General features: G+C 66.0%; 17 protein-coding genes. All 17 read right to left on the bottom strand.

The features are described from left to right. Positions 1–66 precede the first annotated feature (66 nt). The 17 genes from nuoN to K3U96_RS18515 all read right to left on the bottom strand — a co-directional run bounded on the left by nuoN (position 67) and on the right by K3U96_RS18515 (position 17,062). On the bottom strand, positions 67–1,644 hold the full coding sequence (nuoN, locus tag K3U96_RS18595; protein ID WP_220690691.1) for an NADH-quinone oxidoreductase subunit NuoN: 1,578 nt from the start codon (positions 1,642–1,644) through the stop codon (positions 67–69). Next, a complete protein-coding gene (locus K3U96_RS18590; protein ID WP_220690690.1) occupies positions 1,641–3,224 on the bottom strand; it encodes an NADH-quinone oxidoreductase subunit M in 1,584 nt (527 codons plus the stop codon). The genes nuoN and K3U96_RS18590 overlap by 4 nt, the downstream gene beginning before the upstream one ends. After that, positions 3,218–5,098: an NADH-quinone oxidoreductase subunit L gene (nuoL, locus tag K3U96_RS18585; protein ID WP_220690689.1), complete on the bottom strand. Its 1,881-nt coding sequence runs from the start codon at positions 5,096–5,098 to the stop codon at positions 3,218–3,220. Before nuoL ends, K3U96_RS18590 begins: the two co-directional genes overlap by 7 nt. Positions 5,099–5,105: 7 nt before the next feature. Continuing rightward, positions 5,106–5,405 (bottom strand): NADH-quinone oxidoreductase subunit NuoK, encoded by a 300-nt coding sequence (gene nuoK, locus K3U96_RS18580; RefSeq protein WP_069405790.1) that lies wholly within the window; start codon positions 5,403–5,405, stop codon positions 5,106–5,108. Next, positions 5,402–6,172 carry an NADH-quinone oxidoreductase subunit J gene (locus K3U96_RS18575; protein WP_220690688.1) on the bottom strand — a complete coding sequence of 257 codons (771 nt, stop codon included), beginning with the start codon at positions 6,170–6,172 and terminating at the stop codon, positions 5,402–5,404. The genes nuoK and K3U96_RS18575 overlap by 4 nt, the downstream gene beginning before the upstream one ends. Then, a complete protein-coding gene (nuoI, locus tag K3U96_RS18570; protein WP_069405788.1) occupies positions 6,169–6,693 on the bottom strand; it encodes an NADH-quinone oxidoreductase subunit NuoI in 525 nt (174 codons plus the stop codon). The genes K3U96_RS18575 and nuoI overlap by 4 nt, the downstream gene beginning before the upstream one ends. Next, positions 6,686–7,930, bottom strand: coding sequence for an NADH-quinone oxidoreductase subunit NuoH (nuoH, locus tag K3U96_RS18565; RefSeq protein WP_220690687.1), 1,245 nt, complete (start codon positions 7,928–7,930; stop codon positions 6,686–6,688). Before nuoH ends, nuoI begins: the two co-directional genes overlap by 8 nt. Then, positions 7,927–10,320 (bottom strand): NADH-quinone oxidoreductase subunit G, encoded by a 2,394-nt coding sequence (locus tag K3U96_RS18560; protein WP_220690686.1) that lies wholly within the window; start codon positions 10,318–10,320, stop codon positions 7,927–7,929. The genes nuoH and K3U96_RS18560 overlap by 4 nt, the downstream gene beginning before the upstream one ends. A gap of 43 nt (positions 10,321–10,363) precedes the next feature. Then, positions 10,364–11,713 carry an NADH-quinone oxidoreductase subunit NuoF gene (gene nuoF, locus K3U96_RS18555; RefSeq protein WP_220690685.1) on the bottom strand — a complete coding sequence of 450 codons (1,350 nt, stop codon included), beginning with the start codon at positions 11,711–11,713 and terminating at the stop codon, positions 10,364–10,366. Beyond that, positions 11,710–12,573 (bottom strand): NADH-quinone oxidoreductase subunit NuoE, encoded by an 864-nt coding sequence (nuoE, locus tag K3U96_RS18550; protein ID WP_220690684.1) that lies wholly within the window; start codon positions 12,571–12,573, stop codon positions 11,710–11,712. The genes nuoF and nuoE overlap by 4 nt, the downstream gene beginning before the upstream one ends. Further along, positions 12,570–13,928, bottom strand: a complete 1,359-nt coding sequence (gene nuoD / locus K3U96_RS18545; RefSeq protein ID WP_220690683.1) for an NADH dehydrogenase (quinone) subunit D — start codon at positions 13,926–13,928, stop codon at positions 12,570–12,572. Before nuoD ends, nuoE begins: the two co-directional genes overlap by 4 nt. Next, positions 13,928–14,617, bottom strand: coding sequence for an NADH-quinone oxidoreductase subunit C (locus K3U96_RS18540; protein WP_084223274.1), 690 nt, complete (start codon positions 14,615–14,617; stop codon positions 13,928–13,930). Before K3U96_RS18540 ends, nuoD begins: the two co-directional genes overlap by 1 nt. Beyond that, a complete protein-coding gene (locus K3U96_RS18535; RefSeq protein WP_069405782.1) occupies positions 14,614–15,168 on the bottom strand; it encodes a NuoB/complex I 20 kDa subunit family protein in 555 nt (184 codons plus the stop codon). The genes K3U96_RS18540 and K3U96_RS18535 overlap by 4 nt, the downstream gene beginning before the upstream one ends. Continuing rightward, on the bottom strand, positions 15,159–15,533 hold the full coding sequence (locus tag K3U96_RS18530; RefSeq protein ID WP_069405781.1) for an NADH-quinone oxidoreductase subunit A: 375 nt from the start codon (positions 15,531–15,533) through the stop codon (positions 15,159–15,161). The genes K3U96_RS18535 and K3U96_RS18530 overlap by 10 nt, the downstream gene beginning before the upstream one ends. 166 nt (positions 15,534–15,699) lie before the next feature. Then, positions 15,700–16,101, bottom strand: coding sequence for an Rv3143 family two-component system response regulator (locus K3U96_RS18525; RefSeq protein ID WP_220690682.1), 402 nt, complete (start codon positions 16,099–16,101; stop codon positions 15,700–15,702). Between the two features lie 15 nt (positions 16,102–16,116). Next, entirely contained in the window at positions 16,117–16,650 is a 534-nt protein-coding gene (locus K3U96_RS18520; protein ID WP_220690681.1) for a YceI family protein, read from the bottom strand. 1 nt (position 16,651) lies between these two features. Beyond that, positions 16,652–17,062 (bottom strand): nuclear transport factor 2 family protein, encoded by a 411-nt coding sequence (locus K3U96_RS18515; protein WP_220690680.1) that lies wholly within the window; start codon positions 17,060–17,062, stop codon positions 16,652–16,654. Positions 17,063–17,145 lie beyond the last annotated feature (83 nt).

The following is a 17,145-nucleotide window of genomic DNA, read 5'->3' as shown; positions in this document are numbered from 1 at the left end:
TCCGCGACTCGCCGTGAACTGCGGATCAAACCGCACAGTGAGCATCCGCTGCGCCCGGAACGGTGCTCAGCTCAAGAACTGATCGGCGTTGTTCGCCAGATCCAGCAGCGGTTGCGGCAGCGCGCCGAGCGCGAAGGTGACTGCCGCCGTCACTGTGACGACAGCGGTGCTCAGCATGCTGGGAACCACCACCGTCGGCGGATCCTCGGGCGGTTCGGTGAAGAACATCAACACGATCACCCGCACATAGAAGTACGCTGCCACGGCGCTGGCGATGACGCCGACGATGACCAGCGGCATCGCACCGCCTTCGGCTGCGGCCTTGAACACCGCGAACTTGCTGACGAAGCCGCTGGTCAGTGGAATACCGGCGAACGCAAGCAGAAACAGTGAGAAGACGACTGCCACCACCGGATGCCGCCGACCCAGACCCGCCCACCGGGCCATCGCGGTGTCCTCCTCGTCCGCGGAGTTGCGCACCAAGCCCACCACCGCGAACGCGCCGACGGTGTTGAAACCGTATGCCACCAGGTAGAACAACGTCGATGACACTCCGGCCTGGTTACCGGCGATCACCCCGGTGAGGATGAAACCGGTATGGGACACCGCCGAATACGCCAACATGCGTTTGACGTCGGCCTGGGTTATCGCGGCCACGGTCGCGATCACCATGGTGAGGATCGCCACCGCCCACAGCGCAGGCCGCCAGTAATCGTGCAGTGCGGGGAATGCGACGTAGAAGATCCGCAACATCACGCCGAACGCGGCGATCTTGGTGGCCGCGGCCATGAACGCGGTGATCGCGGTGGGCGCCCCTTGATAGACGTCGGGAACCCACGAGTGGAACGGCACCGCACCGATTTTGAACAGCACGCCGACCAGCAGCAGCGCGATGCCGATCAGCGCCAACGAGGTCTTGCCCGACCCGGCCTCGATCACCGAGGCGATACCGCGCAGGTCCAGCGTCCCGGCGTAGCCGTAGAGCATCGCCACGCCGTAGATGAAGAACGCCGACGAAAACGCACCCAGCAGAAAATATTTCAGCGCCGCTTCCTGCGACATCAGGCGACGCCGTCGGGCCAGCCCGCACAACAGGTACAGCGGCAGCGACAGCACTTCGAGCGCGACGAACAGGCTCAGCAGATCGTCGGACGCCGGGAACAGCAGCATGCCGCCGATGGCGAACATGGTCAGCGGGAACACCTCGGTCTGGATGACGCCCGCCTTGGTGGCCAACCGCTCGGCGACGTCGCCCGGCACCGCGGAGGCCTGCGGTGTGAAGCCGTCTAGACCGCGGTGCCCGCCCTCGGCGTCGGCCAGCGCGGGGACGCGTCGCTCGGCGATCAGCAGGATGCCCAGCACACCGACGAGCAGAATGGTGCCCTGTAAGAACAGCGCGGGCGCATCGATGACGACGGCGCCCATCACCGCCGAGCGTCCGACGGTGCCACCCATGTCGCGCGCCAACAGCACCACCGCCACCAGCGCGGCGGCCAGCCCGCCGAGGCTGAGCGTGAGTTGGATGGCGTAGCGGCGATGCCGAGGCAGCAACGCTTCGATGAGGACACCGGCGACGGCCACCCCGAAGACGATGAGCATCGGGGAGACCAGGTCGTATTCGACGACCGGCGGGGAGAGGGTCATGGCGTCGGCCCTTCCGCGATCTGGGGTACCGGATCAGGCTGGTCGATGGTGGTCAGGGTGTGGGTGACCGCGGGGTTGATCACGTCCAGTACAGGTTTGGGATATACCCCCAATACCAGTAGCAACGCGATGAGCGGTGTGACGACGAGGATTTCGCGCGGCACGAGGTCGCGGACCTTGTCTTTGCCGGTGGCGAGTTCGTCGGGCACCGGGCCGCCCATCATCCGCTGATAGGTCCACAGGATGTAGATGGAGGACAGGACCAGCGCCGAGGACGCGAACACCGCCAGCAGCGGGTACCGGGTGAATGTGCCGATGAGAACCAGGAACTCGCTGATGAAGGGAGCCAATCCGGGTAGCGACAAGGTCGCCAGCCCGGCGACCAGGAAGGTGCCCGCCAGGATCGGCGCCACCTTCTGCACGCCGCCGTACGCGTTGATCAAGCGAGTGCCCCGCTGCGACACCAGGAACCCGGCGATCAGGAACAGTGCGGCCGTGGAAAGGCCATGGTTGACCATGTACAGCGTCGAACCAGACTGCCCCTGGCTGGTCATCACGAAGATACCGAGAATGATGAACCCGAAGTGCGATATCGACGTGTAAGCGATCAACCGCATCACGTCGGTCTGGCCGATCGCCACGACCGCGCCGTACACGATGCCGATCGCGGCGAGCGTGATGATCAGCGGCCGGAAAACCGTTGAGGCGTCCGGGAACAACTGCAGGCAGTACCGCAGCATGCCGAACGTGCCGACCTTGTCCATCACCGCCATCATCAGCACCGCGCTGGCCGGCGTGGCCTCGACGGCGGCGTCGGGCAGCCAGCGGTGGAACGGCCACAGCGGCGCCTTGACCGCGAACGCGAACATGAAACCGAGGAACAGCAGGTTCATCACCGCGGGGTTGACGACGAACTCGCCGCTGGACACCGCGGCCACGATCTCGCGGAAGTCGAACGTGCCGCCGGCGAACGCATCGCTCTGCGCGGTGACCACGTACAGTCCGATCACCGCGGCGAGCATGATCAGGCCACCGAACAGGTTGTACAGCAGGAACTTCACCGCCGCCTTGGAACGTCCCTCGCCGCCGCCGAAGCCGCCGATGAGGAAGTACATCGGGATCAGCATCGCTTCGAAGAACACGTAGAACAGCAGCACGTCCAGCGAGACGAGCGACATGATGACCATGCCCTCGACAGCCAGCGTCAGCGCGAAGTAGGCATGCGTGGAGCGCCCGCCCCATGCAGCGTGGTCGCTGACGTCGTTCCAGCCGGCGATGATCAGCAGCGGCACCAACACCGCGGCCAGACCGACGATCGCCAGCGCGATGCCGTCCAGGCCCAGGATGTAGCCGGTGCCGAACGACGGTATCCAGCGGTGGGATTCGACGAACTGGTACTGCTCGCCGCCGGGCTCGAAGCGCACCGCGAGGAACGCCGTGATGACCAGCACCACGACCGAGACCCCAAGCGCCAGCCATTTGGCCAACGCGCGCTGCGCGGCGGGCAGCAGGATCACCACGGCGGCGCCCACCATCGGCACCGCCCACAGCACCGTCAACCAGGGAAAGGAGGTCACCATAGCTGCACCGCCAGGATCGCGCCGGCCAGCAGCATCGCGCCGGCCAGCATTGTCAACGCATAGGAGCGGGCGAACCCGGTCTGCAGCCGCCGCAGGGCCCTTGAGGTGTGGGACACCACGGAGGCCAGTCCGGTTCCCACACCGTCGACGGCTTCGTCATCGATTTCGACCAGCACCTTGGTGAGCGCCTGTCCGGGCCGCATGAAGACCTCTTCGTTGAATGCGTCGCCGTACAGGTCGCGACGGGCGGCCACGGTCAGCGCCGAACCGACGGGCACCTCTTCGGGCACCGGTCGCACGGCGTACATCCGGTAGGCGATCAGGATGCCGACCGCCACCACGGCGAGGATGATGGTGGTGATCACCCACACCGGCGCGATGTGGTGCACCTCGTGTGCTCCGACAACGGGTTCCAGCCAATGTTCGAGGCTCCCGCCGATCGCGAACGCCGCACCGGAGCCGACCGAGCCGACGGCCAGCAGGATCATCGGCCAGGTCATCACCTTCGGCGACTCGTGCGGATGCGCATTGGGCGCCCAACGCTTCTCGCCGAAGAACGTCATCAGCATCACCCTGGTCATGTAGAAGGCGGTGATGCCCGCACCGAGGATCGCGGTACCGCCCAGGATCAGACCCTTGACGCCGCCGGCGCCCAACGCCGCTTCGATGATGCCGTCCTTGGAGAAGAAGCCGGCCAGCGGTGGCACGCCGATGATCGCGAGGTAACCGAGCCCGAACGTGGCGAAGGTGATCGGCAGCGCCTTGCGCAGGCCGCCGTAGCGGCGCATGTCGACCTCGTCGTCCATCGCGTGCATCACCGAACCGGCGCCGAGGAACAACCCGGCCTTGAAGAAGCCGTGGGTCAGCAGGTGCATGATCGCGAACGCGTAGCCGACCGGGCCGAGGCCGGCGGCCAGCACCATGTAGCCGATCTGCGACATCGTCGACGCCGCAAGCGCTTTTTTGATGTCGTCCTTTGCGCAACCGATGATCGCGCCGAACAGCAGGGTGACCGCACCGACGATGACGACGGCCAATTGCGCGGTCGGTGCCAGGTCGAACACCGGCCCGGAACGCACGATGAGGTAGACGCCCGCGGTCACCATGGTGGCGGCGTGGATGAGCGCCGACACCGGGGTCGGGCCTTCCATCGCGTCCCCGAGCCAGGACTGCAGCGGCACCTGCGCGGACTTCGCGCACGCGCCCAACAGGAGCAGCAGGCCGATCACCGTCAGCACACCCTCGCTCACCTGGGGTGCTGCGGCGAAAACGCCTTCATAGGAGATGGACCCGATGTGGGCGAACATCGCGAAGATGGCGATGGCCAGACCCATGTCGCCCACACGGTTGACGACGAACGCTTTCTTTGCCGCGGTGGCCGCCGACGGTTTGTGCGCCCAGAAGCCGATCAGCAGGTACGACGCCAGGCCGACACCTTCCCATCCGACGTAGAGACCCAGATAGTTGTCGGCGAGCACCAGCAGCAGCATCGCGGCGAGGAAAAGGTTCAGGTAGGCGAAAAACCGTCGCCGGCCGGGGTCCTCGGCCATGTAGCCGATGGAGTAGATGTGGATCAGCGAGCCGACGCCGGTGATGAGCAGGACAAAGCACATCGACAGCTGGTCGAGTTGCAGACCGAAGTCGACGTGCAGGCTCGCCACCGGGACCCAGGTGAACAGGTTCTCGTGGATCGTGCGGTGTTCGGCGTCGCGGCCGAGCATGTCGACGAACAGTGCCGCGCCTACCGCGAACGACGCGAGCGACGCCGCACATCCCAACAGATGCCCCCAGCTGTTGGTGCGTCGGCCGCCCACCAGCAGGATCGCGGCACCCACCAACGGAAGGGCGATCGTAAGCCACACCGGAGTTGTCATCGTGCCCTTAGTGTTTCAGCAGATTGGCGTCGTCGACGGAGGCCGAGCGTCGCGTGCGGAAGATGGTCATGATGATCGCCAGGCCAACCACCACCTCGCAGGCGGCGACCACCATGGTGAAGAACGCGACCACCTGGCCGTCCAGTTGGCCGTGCATACGGGAGAACGTGACCAGTGCCAGGTTGGCGGCGTTGAGCATCAACTCGACGCACATGAACATGACGATGGCGTTGCGGCGCAGCAGTACTCCGCTGGCACCGATGGTGAACAGCAGCGCAGACAGGTACAGGTAGTTGTCTGGGTTCACGTGTCACCGCCTCCGCCGTTGACCGAGCTGACGGACCGCTTCTCCAAAATGGGGCTGACTGACAACTCGGAATCCGATCCGTCGGGCAGGCGTGCCGCGGCGTTGACGGCGTTGTAGCGGGCGTAGACACCGGGATTGGGCAACGTCGTCGGATATCCGCCCGGCTTGAACCGCTCTTCGGCGAGTTCGCGCTGGGTCTTGCGACGTGCGAAACGTTCCCGGTGCGCCAGCACCATCGCGCCGAGGGCCGCGGTGATCAGCAGCGCGCTGGTCAACTCGAACGCCCACAGGTAGCGGATGAAGATCAGCGCCGCCAACCCCTCGACGTTTCCGCCGGCGTTGGCCTGCCCCAGCCCGACGAACCCGCCCGCGGAGACGTTTCCGATCCCGGCGATCATCAGGATTCCGAAGCCCAACCCGAACACGATCGCGGCAACGCGTTGTCCGCGAATGGTTTCCACCAGAGATTCCGACGAGTCGACGCCGATGAGCATCATCACGAACAAGAACAACATCATCACCGCGCCGGTGTAGACCACCACCTGCACGACGCCGAGGAACAGCGCCCCCTGCGCGATGTAGAACACCGCCAGCACGATCATGGTGGTGGCCAGAAACATCGCGGAGTACACGGCCTTCGGCGCGATCACCACACCGAATGCGCCGAGCAACGCCACCGCGCCGAGCACCCAGAACAGCACCGCCTCGGTGGTCGTCGTGTGGGCTGCGGTGTCGGCGGTCATCGCCGCTACCCACTCGAGCGTCATCGGATGTCCTCGGTCACGGGTTTGATGTTTCCGAGGTAGTAGTCCTCGTCGGTGCTGCCCTCGGCCATCGGGTGCGGTGGCGGCAGCATCCCCGGCTCGAGCGGTGCCAGCAGCTTGTCCTTGCCCAGGATCAGGTCGGCGCGGTTGTCGTCGGCCATTTCGTAGTCGTTGGTCATCGTCAGCGCGCGGGTGGGGCAGGCTTCGACGCAGTAGCCGCAACCGATGCACCGCAGGTAGTTGATCTGGTAGACGCGGCCGTAACGTTCACCGGGGGAGTACCTTTCGTCCTCGGTGTTGTCGTCACCCTCGACGTAGATGGCGTCGGCCGGGCAGGCCCAGGCGCACAGCTCGCAGCCGATGCACTTCTCCAGCCCGTCGGGATACCGGTTGAGTTGATGCCTGCCGTGATAGCGGGGCGCGACCGGGCCCGGTTTCTCCGGATATTCCTCGGTGATGGGCTTTTTGAACATGGTCCCGAACGTGGTCCCGAAACCCGCTATCGCCTCGAAAAACTTACGCATCGGCTCGCTCCTTGGTCGCAGTCGGCTGCTCGGAACCCGGCAGCGGTGGTATCGGGAAGACATCCGGATCCAGCGTCTGCGTGGGAGGTTTGCGACTGTTCTTGCCGCGCACGGAGCGCCACAGTGCGATGCCGATCAGCAAGGCGATGATCGCGCCTGCGGAGAACAACACGGTCACCATCTCGTCGTAGCCGTGGTTGCGCAGGCTGCGGGCGGTCGCGACGATCATGATCCACGCCAACGAGATGGGGATCAGCACCTTCCAGCCCATCGCCATGAACTGGTCGTAGCGCATCCGCGGAAGTGTGGCGCGCAACCAGAAGTACAGGAACAGAAAGCCCCACACCTTGGCGGTGAACCACAGCAGCGGCCACCAGCCGGTATTGGCGCCGTCCCACATGTTGATGGGCCACGGGGCGTGCCAGCCGCCGAGGAACATCGTGGTGGCCAGCGCCGACACGGTCGTCATGTTGACGTACTCGGCGAGCATGAACATCGCGAATTTGATCGACGAGTACTCGGTGTGGAACCCGCCGACCAGTTCACCCTCGGCCTCGGGCAGGTCGAAGGGCGCCCGGTTGGTTTCGCCGACCATCGACGTCACGTAGATGACGAACGACGGCAGCAGCAAAAAGATGAACCAGGTTCCGTCCTGGGCCGCGACGATGCCCGATGTCGACATCGTGCCCGCGTAGATGAACACCGCGACGAACGAGAGCCCCATCGCGATCTCATAGGAGATCACCTGCGCGGTGGAGCGCAGCCCACCCAGCAGCGGGTAGGTGGAACCGGATGCCCAGCCCGCCAGCATGATCCCGTACACGCCGATCGAGGTCGCGGCCAGGATGTAGAGCACCGCGACGGGCATGTCCGTGAGCTGAAGCGCGGTGCGGTGCCCGAATATCGACACCTCGCCGCCCATTGGGATCACCGCGAACGCGATGAACGCCGGGACGGCGGCGATCACCGGCGCCGCCAGGTAGATGATCTTGTCGGCGCCTGCGGGGATCAGCCCCTCTTTGAGGGCCAGCTTCACACCGTCGACCAGCGACTGCAGCAGCCCGCGCGGCCCGACCCGGTTCGGGCCGAACCGCATCTGCATGCGGCCCAACAGCTTACGTTCGATGAGGATCGCCGCGAGGACGGTCAACATCAGGAACGCGAAGATCCCGACCGCCTTGGCGAGGATCAGCCACCACGGGTCGTGTCCGAACAGTGTCGGATCCGGATGGATCATGGTTCTGCCCGCCCTATCGAAACCACGGCTCCTGCTGTCACGCCCAGGCTCTGGTGCACCGCCGAGCCTGCAGAGTTCAGCGGCAGCCACACGACGCGGTCGGCGATGTCGGTGATCGCCAACGGCAGCGTGATCGCCCCGCGATCGGTGCGCACCGTCACCGGATCGCCCTCACCGGCCCCGATTTCAGCCGCCGTCGTCGCCGACAGCCGCGCGACCGGGGTGCGTGCGGTCCCGGCCAGGTGCGGTTCGCCGTCCTGCAGGCGTCCGGCGTCGAGCAGCATGCGCCACCCCGCCAACACGGCTTGACCTGCCGCCGGCGCGGCAGGCGCGGCCGCGCTAACGTCTGGTGCCGCGGGACGCTGTCCTGCCCACATTCCCAGCCGCGCCAACTCGTCACCGGCGGTCAACGGGTTCGTCATGTTCAGCGCGACGCCGAGTTCGTCAGCCAGATAGCCCAGCACGCGAGCGTCCGGGATGGCGTTGGTCTGCAACGACGGCTCGAACGGGCGAAGCCTGCCCTCCCAGTTCATGTACGAGCCGCCCTTTTCCACCACCGGCGCGACGGGGAACACCACATCGGCGACCGCGGTGACCGCGCTTTCCCGAAGTTCGAGGCTCACCACGAACGGGGTGGCCTCCAGCGCGGCCAGCGCGAGGTCGGGGTCGGGCAGATCGGCCAGTTCCACACCGCCGACCAGCAGGGCGCCCAGTTCGCCGCGGCGGGCCGCATCAAGGATCGCCGCGGTGTCACGGCCCGGTGTGCTTGGCAGGTCGTCGACATTCCATGCCGCCGCGGTCTGTTCGCGGGCGGTGGCATCGTTGACCGGCCGCCCGCCGGGCAGCAGGTTCGGCAGCGCGCCGGCCTCCGCGGCGCCCCGCTCGCCCGCGCGGCGCGGTATCCACGCCAGGCGGGCACCGGTTTGCGCGGCCAATCGGCTTGCGGCGGAAAGGGCCCCAGGCGAGGTGGCCAGCCGTTCGCCGACAAGGATGACCGCACCCGGCAGCTTCAGCTGTTCGTCGTCGACCAGGCGCTGAAGTGCGGCGGCCTCGCCACCGGGCCCCGCCGCGATAAGGCGTCCGTTCAGTTTGGTCAGGCTGCGGGTGGCGAACGGCGCGACGGAGATGACCTGCAGTGCCTTCTTGCGGACCGCCTTGCGCAGCCGCAGGAAGACGATCGGCGACTCCTCTTCCGGTTCGAAGCCGACCAGCAGCACCGCGGGCGCGTTCTCCAGGTCGGTGTAGGTGACCGTCATCGGCTGCCCGGCGACCTGGCTGGCCAGGAAGTCGGCTTCCTCGGCGCTGTGCGGGCGGGCGCGGAAGTCGATGTCGTTGGTGCTCAGCGCGATCCGGGCGAACTTGGCGTAGGCGTAAGCGTCCTCCACCGTGACCCGCCCACCGACGAGCACACCGGCGTTACCGTCGGCTGCCGCCAGGCCGGCCCCGGCCACCGCAAGCGCCTCCGACCAGGAGGCGGGTCGCAGCTCGCCGTTGTCCTCACGCAGCAGCGGGGTGGTGATGCGGTCGCCCTGGGTGGCATAGGTGAACGCCCAGCGCCCCTTGTCGCAGTTCCATTCCTCGTTGACCTGCGGATCGTCGCCGGCCAAGCGCCGCATCACTTTTCCGCGGCGGTGGTCGGTGCGCTGCGCGCAACCCGACGCGCAGTGCTCGCACACGCTGGGACTGGACACCAGGTCGAACGGCCGGGCCCGGAACCGGTACGCCGCGCCGGTGAGCGCGCCGACGGGACAGATCTGCACGGTGTTGCCGGAGAAATACGATTCGAACGGCTCGTCCTGCGCGATGCCGACCTGCTGCAGCGCACCGCGTTCCAGCAGGTCGATGAACGGGTCTCCGGCGATCTGCTCAGAGAACCGGGTGCACCGCGCGCACATCACGCAGCGCTCGCGGTCCAACAGCACCTGCGAGGAGACGTTGATCGGCTTGGGGAAGGTCCGCTTGACGTCCTCGAAACGGGTTTCCGGCCGGCCGTTGCTCATGGCCTGGTTCTGCAGCGGGCATTCGCCGCCCTTGTCGCACACCGGGCAGTCCAGCGGGTGGTTGATCAGCAGGAACTCCATGATTCCGTGCTGAGCCTTGTCGGCGACCTCCGACGTGTGCTGGGTGCGTACCACCATGCCGGGTGTGCAGGTGATCGTGCACGACGCCATCGGCTTACGTTGCCCTTCGACGTCGACCAGGCATTGCCTGCACGCCCCCACCGGATCCAGCAGCGGGTGGTCACAGAACCGTGGGATCTGGACGCCGATCAATTCCGCGGCCCGAATCACCAACGTGCCCTTGGGAACGCTGATCTCGACGTCATCGATGGTGAGGTTCACCATCTCGACTTGATCGGCGCCGATACCTGAGTCAGCTGTCTGCGTCATCTACCGACCTTTACCGCTGGGTGAGTTCTTGTGTGCACGTTTCTCACACGCCCGCCCCTTCGGTGGCCATCAACGTCGAGGCGTGCGGGTCGAACGGGCAGCCGCCGTTCAGATGGGCGACGTATTCGTCGCGGAAGTACTGGATCGAAGACGTGATCGGAGCCGTCGCACCGTCGCCCAACGCGCAGAACGCTCGTCCGTAGATGTTGTCGGAGATGTCGAGAAGCTTCTCGATGTCGGCGGCCGTACCGGCACCTGTCTCCAGACGCTCGTAGACCTGGGCGAGCCAGTAGGTGCCCTCGCGGCACGGTGTGCACTTGCCGCACGACTCGTGTGCATAGAAGTCGGTCCAACGGCGAACCGCCCGCACCACGCATGTGGTCTCGTCGAAGATCTGCAGCGCCTTGGTGCCGAGCATGGTGCCTGCACCGGCCATGCCCTCGTAATCCAGTGGCACGTCGAGGTGTTCATCGGTCAACAGCGGGGTCGACGAACCGCCGGGGGTCCAGAACTTCAGCTTGTGGCCCGCGCGCACGCCCCCGGCGTACTCGAGCAGTTCACGCAGAGTGATGCCGAGCGGCGCCTCGTACTGCCCGGGGTTGGTGACGTGCCCGGACAGCGAATACAGCGTGAAGCCAGGAGATTTCTCCGTGCCCATCGACCGGAACCAGTCCACGCCGTTGAGCACGATCGGTGGCACGCTGGCGATGGACTCCACGTTGTTGACCACGGTCGGGCAGGCGTACAACCCGGCCACCGCGGGGAACGGCGGACGCAGCCGCGGCTGACCGCGTCGGCCCTCCAACGAGTCGAGCAACGCGGTCTCCTCACCGCAGATGTACGCGCCCGCGCCGGCGTGCACGATCAACTGCAGATCGAATCCCGAACCCCCGACATCGTCGCCTAGGTAGCCGGCCTCGTACGCCTCGGCCACCGCGGCATTGAGCCGGCGCAGCACCGGAACCACCTCACCGCGCAGATAGATGAACGCGTGGTGCGCCCGGATGGCATACGACGCGATGATCGCACCCTCGATCAAGAAGTGCGGTGTCGTCAGCATCAGCGGAATGTCTTTGCAGGTACCGGGTTCTGACTCGTCGGCGTTGATGACGAGGTAGTGCGGCTTGGCACCCGCCCCGGTGTCGTCCCCGGCCGTCTGGTCGCTCGGCAAGCCTCGCTCCTGCGGAATGAACGACCACTTGGTGCCGGTCGGGAAGCCCGCGCCGCCGCGACCGCGCAGGCCGGAGTCCTTCACCAGCGCGATGACGTCGTCGGGGGGCATGGCCAACGCCTTTTCGAGGGCGCGGTAACCGCCGTGCCGTCGATAGGTGTCCAGTGACCATGGCTCCGGTTCGTCCCAGTACTTGCTGAGCACGGGTGTCAGTGCGGTCATTTCTGCGAATCCGTTGCGTCTGGGTTGGTTTCAGCGGTGTCCGGCTTGGGTGGGACCGTCGCTGCCGGAGCCGGCGCCGGAGCGTCTTGCGTCGCTTCGGCAGCCGCCTTCTCGTCGTCGGGTGCGCCGCCGGGTGCGGCCGCGGTGTCGGGGTCGGGGGCGGCCATGCCGCGTTCGTGCGCCACGCGCAGACCCACGAGCGTGGCGTCGCCGGTCCGGTCGCCGCCGGTCCGCGAATCGGGCAGGCCGGCCAGCGTGCGTGCGGTCTCGCGGAACGTGCACAGCGGTGCGCCGCGGGTGGGCTCCGGCGGATCTCCCGCGCGTAACCCGTCGACCAGGTCGCGGGCCGAAGCCGGTGTTTGGTTGTCGAAGAACTCCCAGTTGACCATCACGACCGGCGCGTAGTCGCAGGCGGCGTTGCATTCGATGTGATCCAGCGTGACGCGGCCGTCTTCGGTCGTCTCGCCGGCGTGCACGCCCAGATGATCTTGCAGCGCATCCAGAATCGCGTCACCGCCCATGACCGCGCACAACGTGTTGGTGCAGACGCCGACCAGATACTCACCCGTCGGCGTACGCCGGTACATCGTGTAAAACGTGGCCACTGCGGTGACTTCGGCGTCGGTGAGCCCTAACTGATTGGCGCAGAAAGTGATGCCCGCCGAGGTGAGGCAGCCGTCCTCGGACTGCACCAGGTGCAGCAGCGGCAACAGGGCCGAGCGCGACTGCGGGTAGCGCGCGATGATCTTCTCGGCGTCAGCGGCCAACCGCGCCGTGACGTCGTCGGGATATGTGGCAGGACCGTGGATCGGTGGGCCAGGTTCGTCGGGTCGCTGACCTAGCTCGAGAAACACGCTCACCTATCCACCCCGCCCATCACCGGATCGATCGATGCCACCGCGGTGATCAAATCGGCGACCATGCCGCCTTCGCACATCGCCGCTACGGCCTGCAGGTTGTTGAACGACGGGTCGCGGTAGTGCACCCGATAGGGGCGGGTGCCGCCGTCGGACACCATGTGGACACCCAGTTCACCGCGGGGCGACTCGATTGCGGTGTACACCTGGCCGGCGGGGACCCGGATCCCTTCCGTCACGAGCTTGAAGTGGTGGATCAGCCCCTCCATGGAATGTCCCATGATCTTCGCGATGTGCTCGGGGGAGTTGCCAAGGCCGTCGGGGCCGACTTTGAGATCGGCCGGCCACGCCAACTTCTTGTCTTCCAGCATCACCGGGCCCGGCTTGAGCCGGTCCAGACACTGCTCGACGATCTTGAGCGACTCGTGCATCTCCTTGACCCTGATGATGTAGCGGCCGTAGGAGTCGCACCCGTCATCGGTGATGACGTCGAAATCGTAAGTCTCGTAACCGCAATAGGGTTGGGACTTCCGCAGGTCGTGGGGCAGGCCGGTCGAGCGCAGGCAGGGGCCGGTGATGCCCAGCGCCATACACCCGGTCAGGTCCAGGTAGCCGATGCCCTGGGTGCGCGCCTTCCAGATGTAGTTCTCGTTGAGCAGGTTCTCGAGGTCCTTCAGCCGCTTCGGCATCAACTCGAGCAGATCGCGGATCTGGGGAATCGCGTCGTCGGGAAGGTCCACGGCCACCCCGCCGGGACGAACGTAGGCGCTGTTCATCCGCAGCCCGCTCACCGCTTCGAAGATGTTCAGCACCAGCTCGCGCTCGCGGAAGCCGTAGAACATCGCGCTCATCGCGCCCAGTTCCATACCGCCGGTGGCCAACGCCACCAGATGCGACGAGATCCGGTTGAGCTCCATCATCATCACCCGGATGACGCTGGCCCGCTCCGGGATGTCGCCGGTGACGCCCAGCAGCCGTTCGACGCCGAGGCAGTACGCCGTCTCGTTGAAAAACGGTGCGAGGTAGTCCATCCGGGTCACGAACGTGACCCCCTGAGTCCAGTTGCGGAACTCCAGGTTCTTCTCGATCCCGGTGTGCAGGTAGCCGATTCCGCAGCGGGCCTGGATGATCGTCTCACCCTCGATCTCGAGGATGAGCCGCAGCACGCCGTGGGTCGAGGGGTGCTGCGGCCCCATGTTGACGACGACCCGTTCGCCCGCGTGCGTCGCGGCCGCGTCCCTGGCCGCCTGCACGACCTGGTCCCAATCCTGGCCGCCGACAATGACAACCGGTCCGTCACCGGATGCGCCCGAAGGGGTAACTCCGCCCTGTCCGGGCGGGGTGGGGGATGCGCTCATCAGTTGTAGGCCCTCCGCTGATCGGGCGGCGGGATCTCGGCGCCGTGGTATTCCACCGGGATGCCGCCCAACGGGTAGTCCTTGCGTTGCGGGTGCCCGACCCAGTCGTCGGGCATCTCGATGCGGGTCAGCGCCGGATGGCCGTCGAAGATGATCCCGAAGAAGTCGTAGGTCTCACGTTCGTGCCAGTCGACGGTCGGATACACCCCGAACAGCGACGGAATGTGCGGGTCGCTGTCCGGTGCCGCCACCTCCAGATGGATCCGCCGGTTGTGGGTGATCGACATCAGCGGGTAGAAGGCGTGCAGTTCGCGTCCGGCATCGTCGGGATAGTGCACCCCGCTGACGCCAAGAGACAGCTCGAAGCGCAGCCCGGGATCGTCACGCAACGCCTGCGCCACCGTGGGCAACTGCCCGCGGAACACCTCCAGCGTCAGCTGCTCGCGGTACACCACCACCCGCTCGATCGACTCCGCGTAGCCGTCATCGCCCAGCACGGCCTGCAGTTTGTCGACGACGTCGTCGAAATATCCGCCGTAGGGGCGCGGTGTGCCGCCCGGCAGCGCGACGGGCTGGACCAGGCGGCCGTAGCCCGAGGTGTCGCCGGTGCCTTCCACGCCGAACATGCCGCGGCGCACGCCGATGATCTCGGGTACGTCGGCTGAGGCGTCGCTTCCGTTCTCGCTCACCGCAACAAACCTTTGAGCTCGATGGTGGGGGGAATCGCCAGCGCCGCCCGTTCGGCTTCGCGGACCGCTTCCTCGCGGTTGACGCCGAGCGGCATCTCCTGAATCTTGTCGTGCAGCTTGAGGATCGCGTGCAGCAACATCTCGGGCCGGGGTGGGCAGCCGGGCAGGTAGATGTCGACCGGAACGACGTGGTCGACGCCCTGCACGATCGCGTAGTTGTTGAACATTCCGCCTGAGGACGCGCAGACCCCCATCGCCAGCACCCACTTGGGTTCGACCATCTGGTCGTAGATCTGCCGCAGCACCGGCGCCATCTTCTGGCTGACCCGACCTGCGACGATCATCAGATCGGCCTGCCGCGGCGTCGCCGAGAACCGCTCCATGCCGAAGCGGGAGATGTCGAACCGCGGACCGGCCGTGGCCATCATCTCGATGGCGCAGCAGGCCAGGCCGAAGGTGGCCGGCCACAACGAGCCCTTGCGGATATAGCCGGCCACCGTCTCGACGGTGGACAGCAAAATTCCGGCGGGCAGCTTTTCCTCTAGTCCCATGTCAGGCCTCCTCGCCGCCACACGTAGGCGTAGGCCACGAACACCGTCGCCATGAACAGCAGCATCTCTACCAGTGCAAACAGGCCCAGGCTGTCGAATGCGACCGCCCACGGGTACAGGAACACGATCTCGATGTCGAAGATGATGAACAACATCGCGGTCAGGTAGTACTTGATCGGAAAGCGTTGTCCGATTCCGTGGCGCGACGGATCGTCCTGCGGCAGCGGTTCGATCCCGCATTCGTAGGCCTCGAGTTTCGACCGGTTGTAGCGGCGGGGACCGACAAGCAACGCAATGCCTACCGAGCCGACCGCGAACGCAGCCGCAATAGCGCCAAGCACCAGGATTGGCGTGTATAAATCCATACCGCGAAATCGCTCCCTACGTGGGCTGTCGATGTGAGCTTACCCACACCCTAGCGGGCTTTGCGATCAGCGCCACGCCTTTTGGTTAGTATCGCTATTGGCCGCGACCGGCTATGTTGTCGTGCCTTGAATAGGCAAGTGGGACAGCATATTTCGCCGATTCTGGCTACCGCACCGGCGTGCGCAGCAGCGAGGTCACGGCATCGCCCAAACGGATCGGATCGATCGGGTGGGGGACCGCTGCCTCCGCGCGTGACCACCGGGCCAGCCACGCGTCGTCGGCGCGTCCGGTCAGCACCAGGATCGGTGGGCAGTCGGCGATCTCATCCTTGAGTTGTTTGGCGATTCCCATGCCGCCGACGGGGGCGGCCTCGCCGTCGAGGATCACGAGGTCGAACCCGCCCTTGTCCATCTGCCGGATCACCATCGGGCCGGTGGCGATCTCGACATAGGTCAACTCGGGCAGATCGGGGTGCACCCGCTTGCCGAGTGCCAGTTTGACCTGCTCCCTGACCCGTGGATTGTCGCTGTAAACCAGGATCCGCAACGGACGCGATGACTCGACCATGCGCCGATGGTACGGCTAGCCCACGCGCCGGAACACGATGTCGCCCGAGATCGTCGCAATGTCAACGATCATCCCCATCATGTTGCCGTCGACGCCGAACTCCTGGCGGTCGACACGGCTCGACGTGATGAACCGCACCGCCTGCTCGTCGAGCACCGTGACATGAGCGGTCAGCGACAGCGGTTTGACGGTGTCTTTGACCGTGAGTTGTCCGCGCAGGTCGACGGTGTCGCCGCCGGCGGCCGTCAGCTCGTTGATTTCTACGGTGATATCGGGGTATTTCTGCGCGTCGAAGAAGTCGCCGGAGTGCAGATGGGTGTCACGCTTGCGGATACCGGTTCGCAGCGACGCGGCCTTGATGTCGACGCGCCCGAAAATCGTTGGTCCGCCCCCGAGTTGAGCCTCACCGCTGAGCTCGGTGAACCGGCCCTTGACCGGCACCAGACCCCACATCGATTTGACGTTGACAGCGACGGTGGACTTGTCGGGCACGAGGCGCCATTCGCCGGCCGCTGTCGGGTCGCTGAGAAGTTCCTGAACGCGTGTCATGTCAGGTCGCCCTTTCCGGGGTAGGCGTCGCATCGAGCAGCGGGGCGATCTGCGCGGGATCGAAGTACTCATCGATGCGGCGGATCAGGCCGTCGGTGTCCACTTTGATCACGATGCAGACCCGCATGGCGATCGTTGCCCCGTTGCGACCGTTGGCGTGCAGGACGTGCTGCTGCACGAACCCGCCGTCGAACAGCCTGCGCTCGAGGATCTCGTAGCGACGGTCGGTCGTCGTATCCAGGAACCACGTGATGATCCGCAGCGCCCGGTCCTTGTCGCGGTCGCGGTCGGCGACCTTCCAGACCACCACGTCGTCGCTCCACAGCTGCCCGACGGTCGCGGCGTCGCCCTTTTCGATGGCGTCGAAAAGGCGGTTGGCGACCTCGGTGACGACCTTGGAGTCGGCGGCCATATCGATCCTCCCTTGACCTCAACAGCCGTTGAGGTCGAACACTGGCGGCATGGACGTGACACCCACTCTCTCGCTATTCGACG

Source organism: Mycolicibacterium holsaticum DSM 44478 = JCM 12374, assembly GCF_019645835.1.
Classification (GTDB): domain Bacteria; phylum Actinomycetota; class Actinomycetes; order Mycobacteriales; family Mycobacteriaceae; genus Mycobacterium; species Mycobacterium holsaticum.
Note: the sequence above shows the minus strand (reverse complement) of the source record. Positions and strands in the feature narration are given on the sequence as shown.

Bases quoted from the DNA above. Each gene is read 5' to 3' on its own strand.
- K3U96_RS18575 (WP_220690688.1), bottom strand. From the start codon at position 6,172: ATGACGCTCGAGTGGGTAGCGGCGATGACCGCCGACACCGCAGCCCAC.
- nuoH (WP_220690687.1), bottom strand. From the start codon at position 7,930: ATGATCCATCCGGATCCGACACTGTTCGGACACGACCCGTGGTGGCTG.
- K3U96_RS18560 (WP_220690686.1), bottom strand. From the start codon at position 10,320: ATGACGCAGACAGCTGACTCAGGTATCGGCGCCGATCAAGTCGAGATG.
- K3U96_RS18530 (WP_069405781.1), bottom strand. From the start codon at position 15,533: ATGGATTTATACACGCCAATCCTGGTGCTTGGCGCTATTGCGGCTGCG.
- K3U96_RS18520 (WP_220690681.1), bottom strand. From the start codon at position 16,650: ATGACACGCGTTCAGGAACTTCTCAGCGACCCGACAGCGGCCGGCGAA.
- nuoI (WP_069405788.1), bottom strand. From the start codon at position 6,693: ATGCGTAAGTTTTTCGAGGCGATAGCGGGTTTCGGGACCACGTTCGGG.
- K3U96_RS18515 (WP_220690680.1), bottom strand. From the start codon at position 17,062: ATGGCCGCCGACTCCAAGGTCGTCACCGAGGTCGCCAACCGCCTTTTC.
- nuoF (WP_220690685.1), bottom strand. From the start codon at position 11,713: ATGACCGCACTGACACCCGTGCTCAGCAAGTACTGGGACGAACCGGAG.
- nuoL (WP_220690689.1), bottom strand. From the start codon at position 5,098: ATGACAACTCCGGTGTGGCTTACGATCGCCCTTCCGTTGGTGGGTGCC.
- nuoN (WP_220690691.1), bottom strand. From the start codon at position 1,644: ATGACCCTCTCCCCGCCGGTCGTCGAATACGACCTGGTCTCCCCGATG.
- K3U96_RS18525 (WP_220690682.1), bottom strand. From the start codon at position 16,101: ATGGTCGAGTCATCGCGTCCGTTGCGGATCCTGGTTTACAGCGACAAT.
- K3U96_RS18535 (WP_069405782.1), bottom strand. From the start codon at position 15,168: ATGGGACTAGAGGAAAAGCTGCCCGCCGGAATTTTGCTGTCCACCGTC.
- K3U96_RS18590 (WP_220690690.1), bottom strand. From the start codon at position 3,224: ATGGTGACCTCCTTTCCCTGGTTGACGGTGCTGTGGGCGGTGCCGATG.
- nuoD (WP_220690683.1), bottom strand. From the start codon at position 13,928: ATGAGCGCATCCCCCACCCCGCCCGGACAGGGCGGAGTTACCCCTTCG.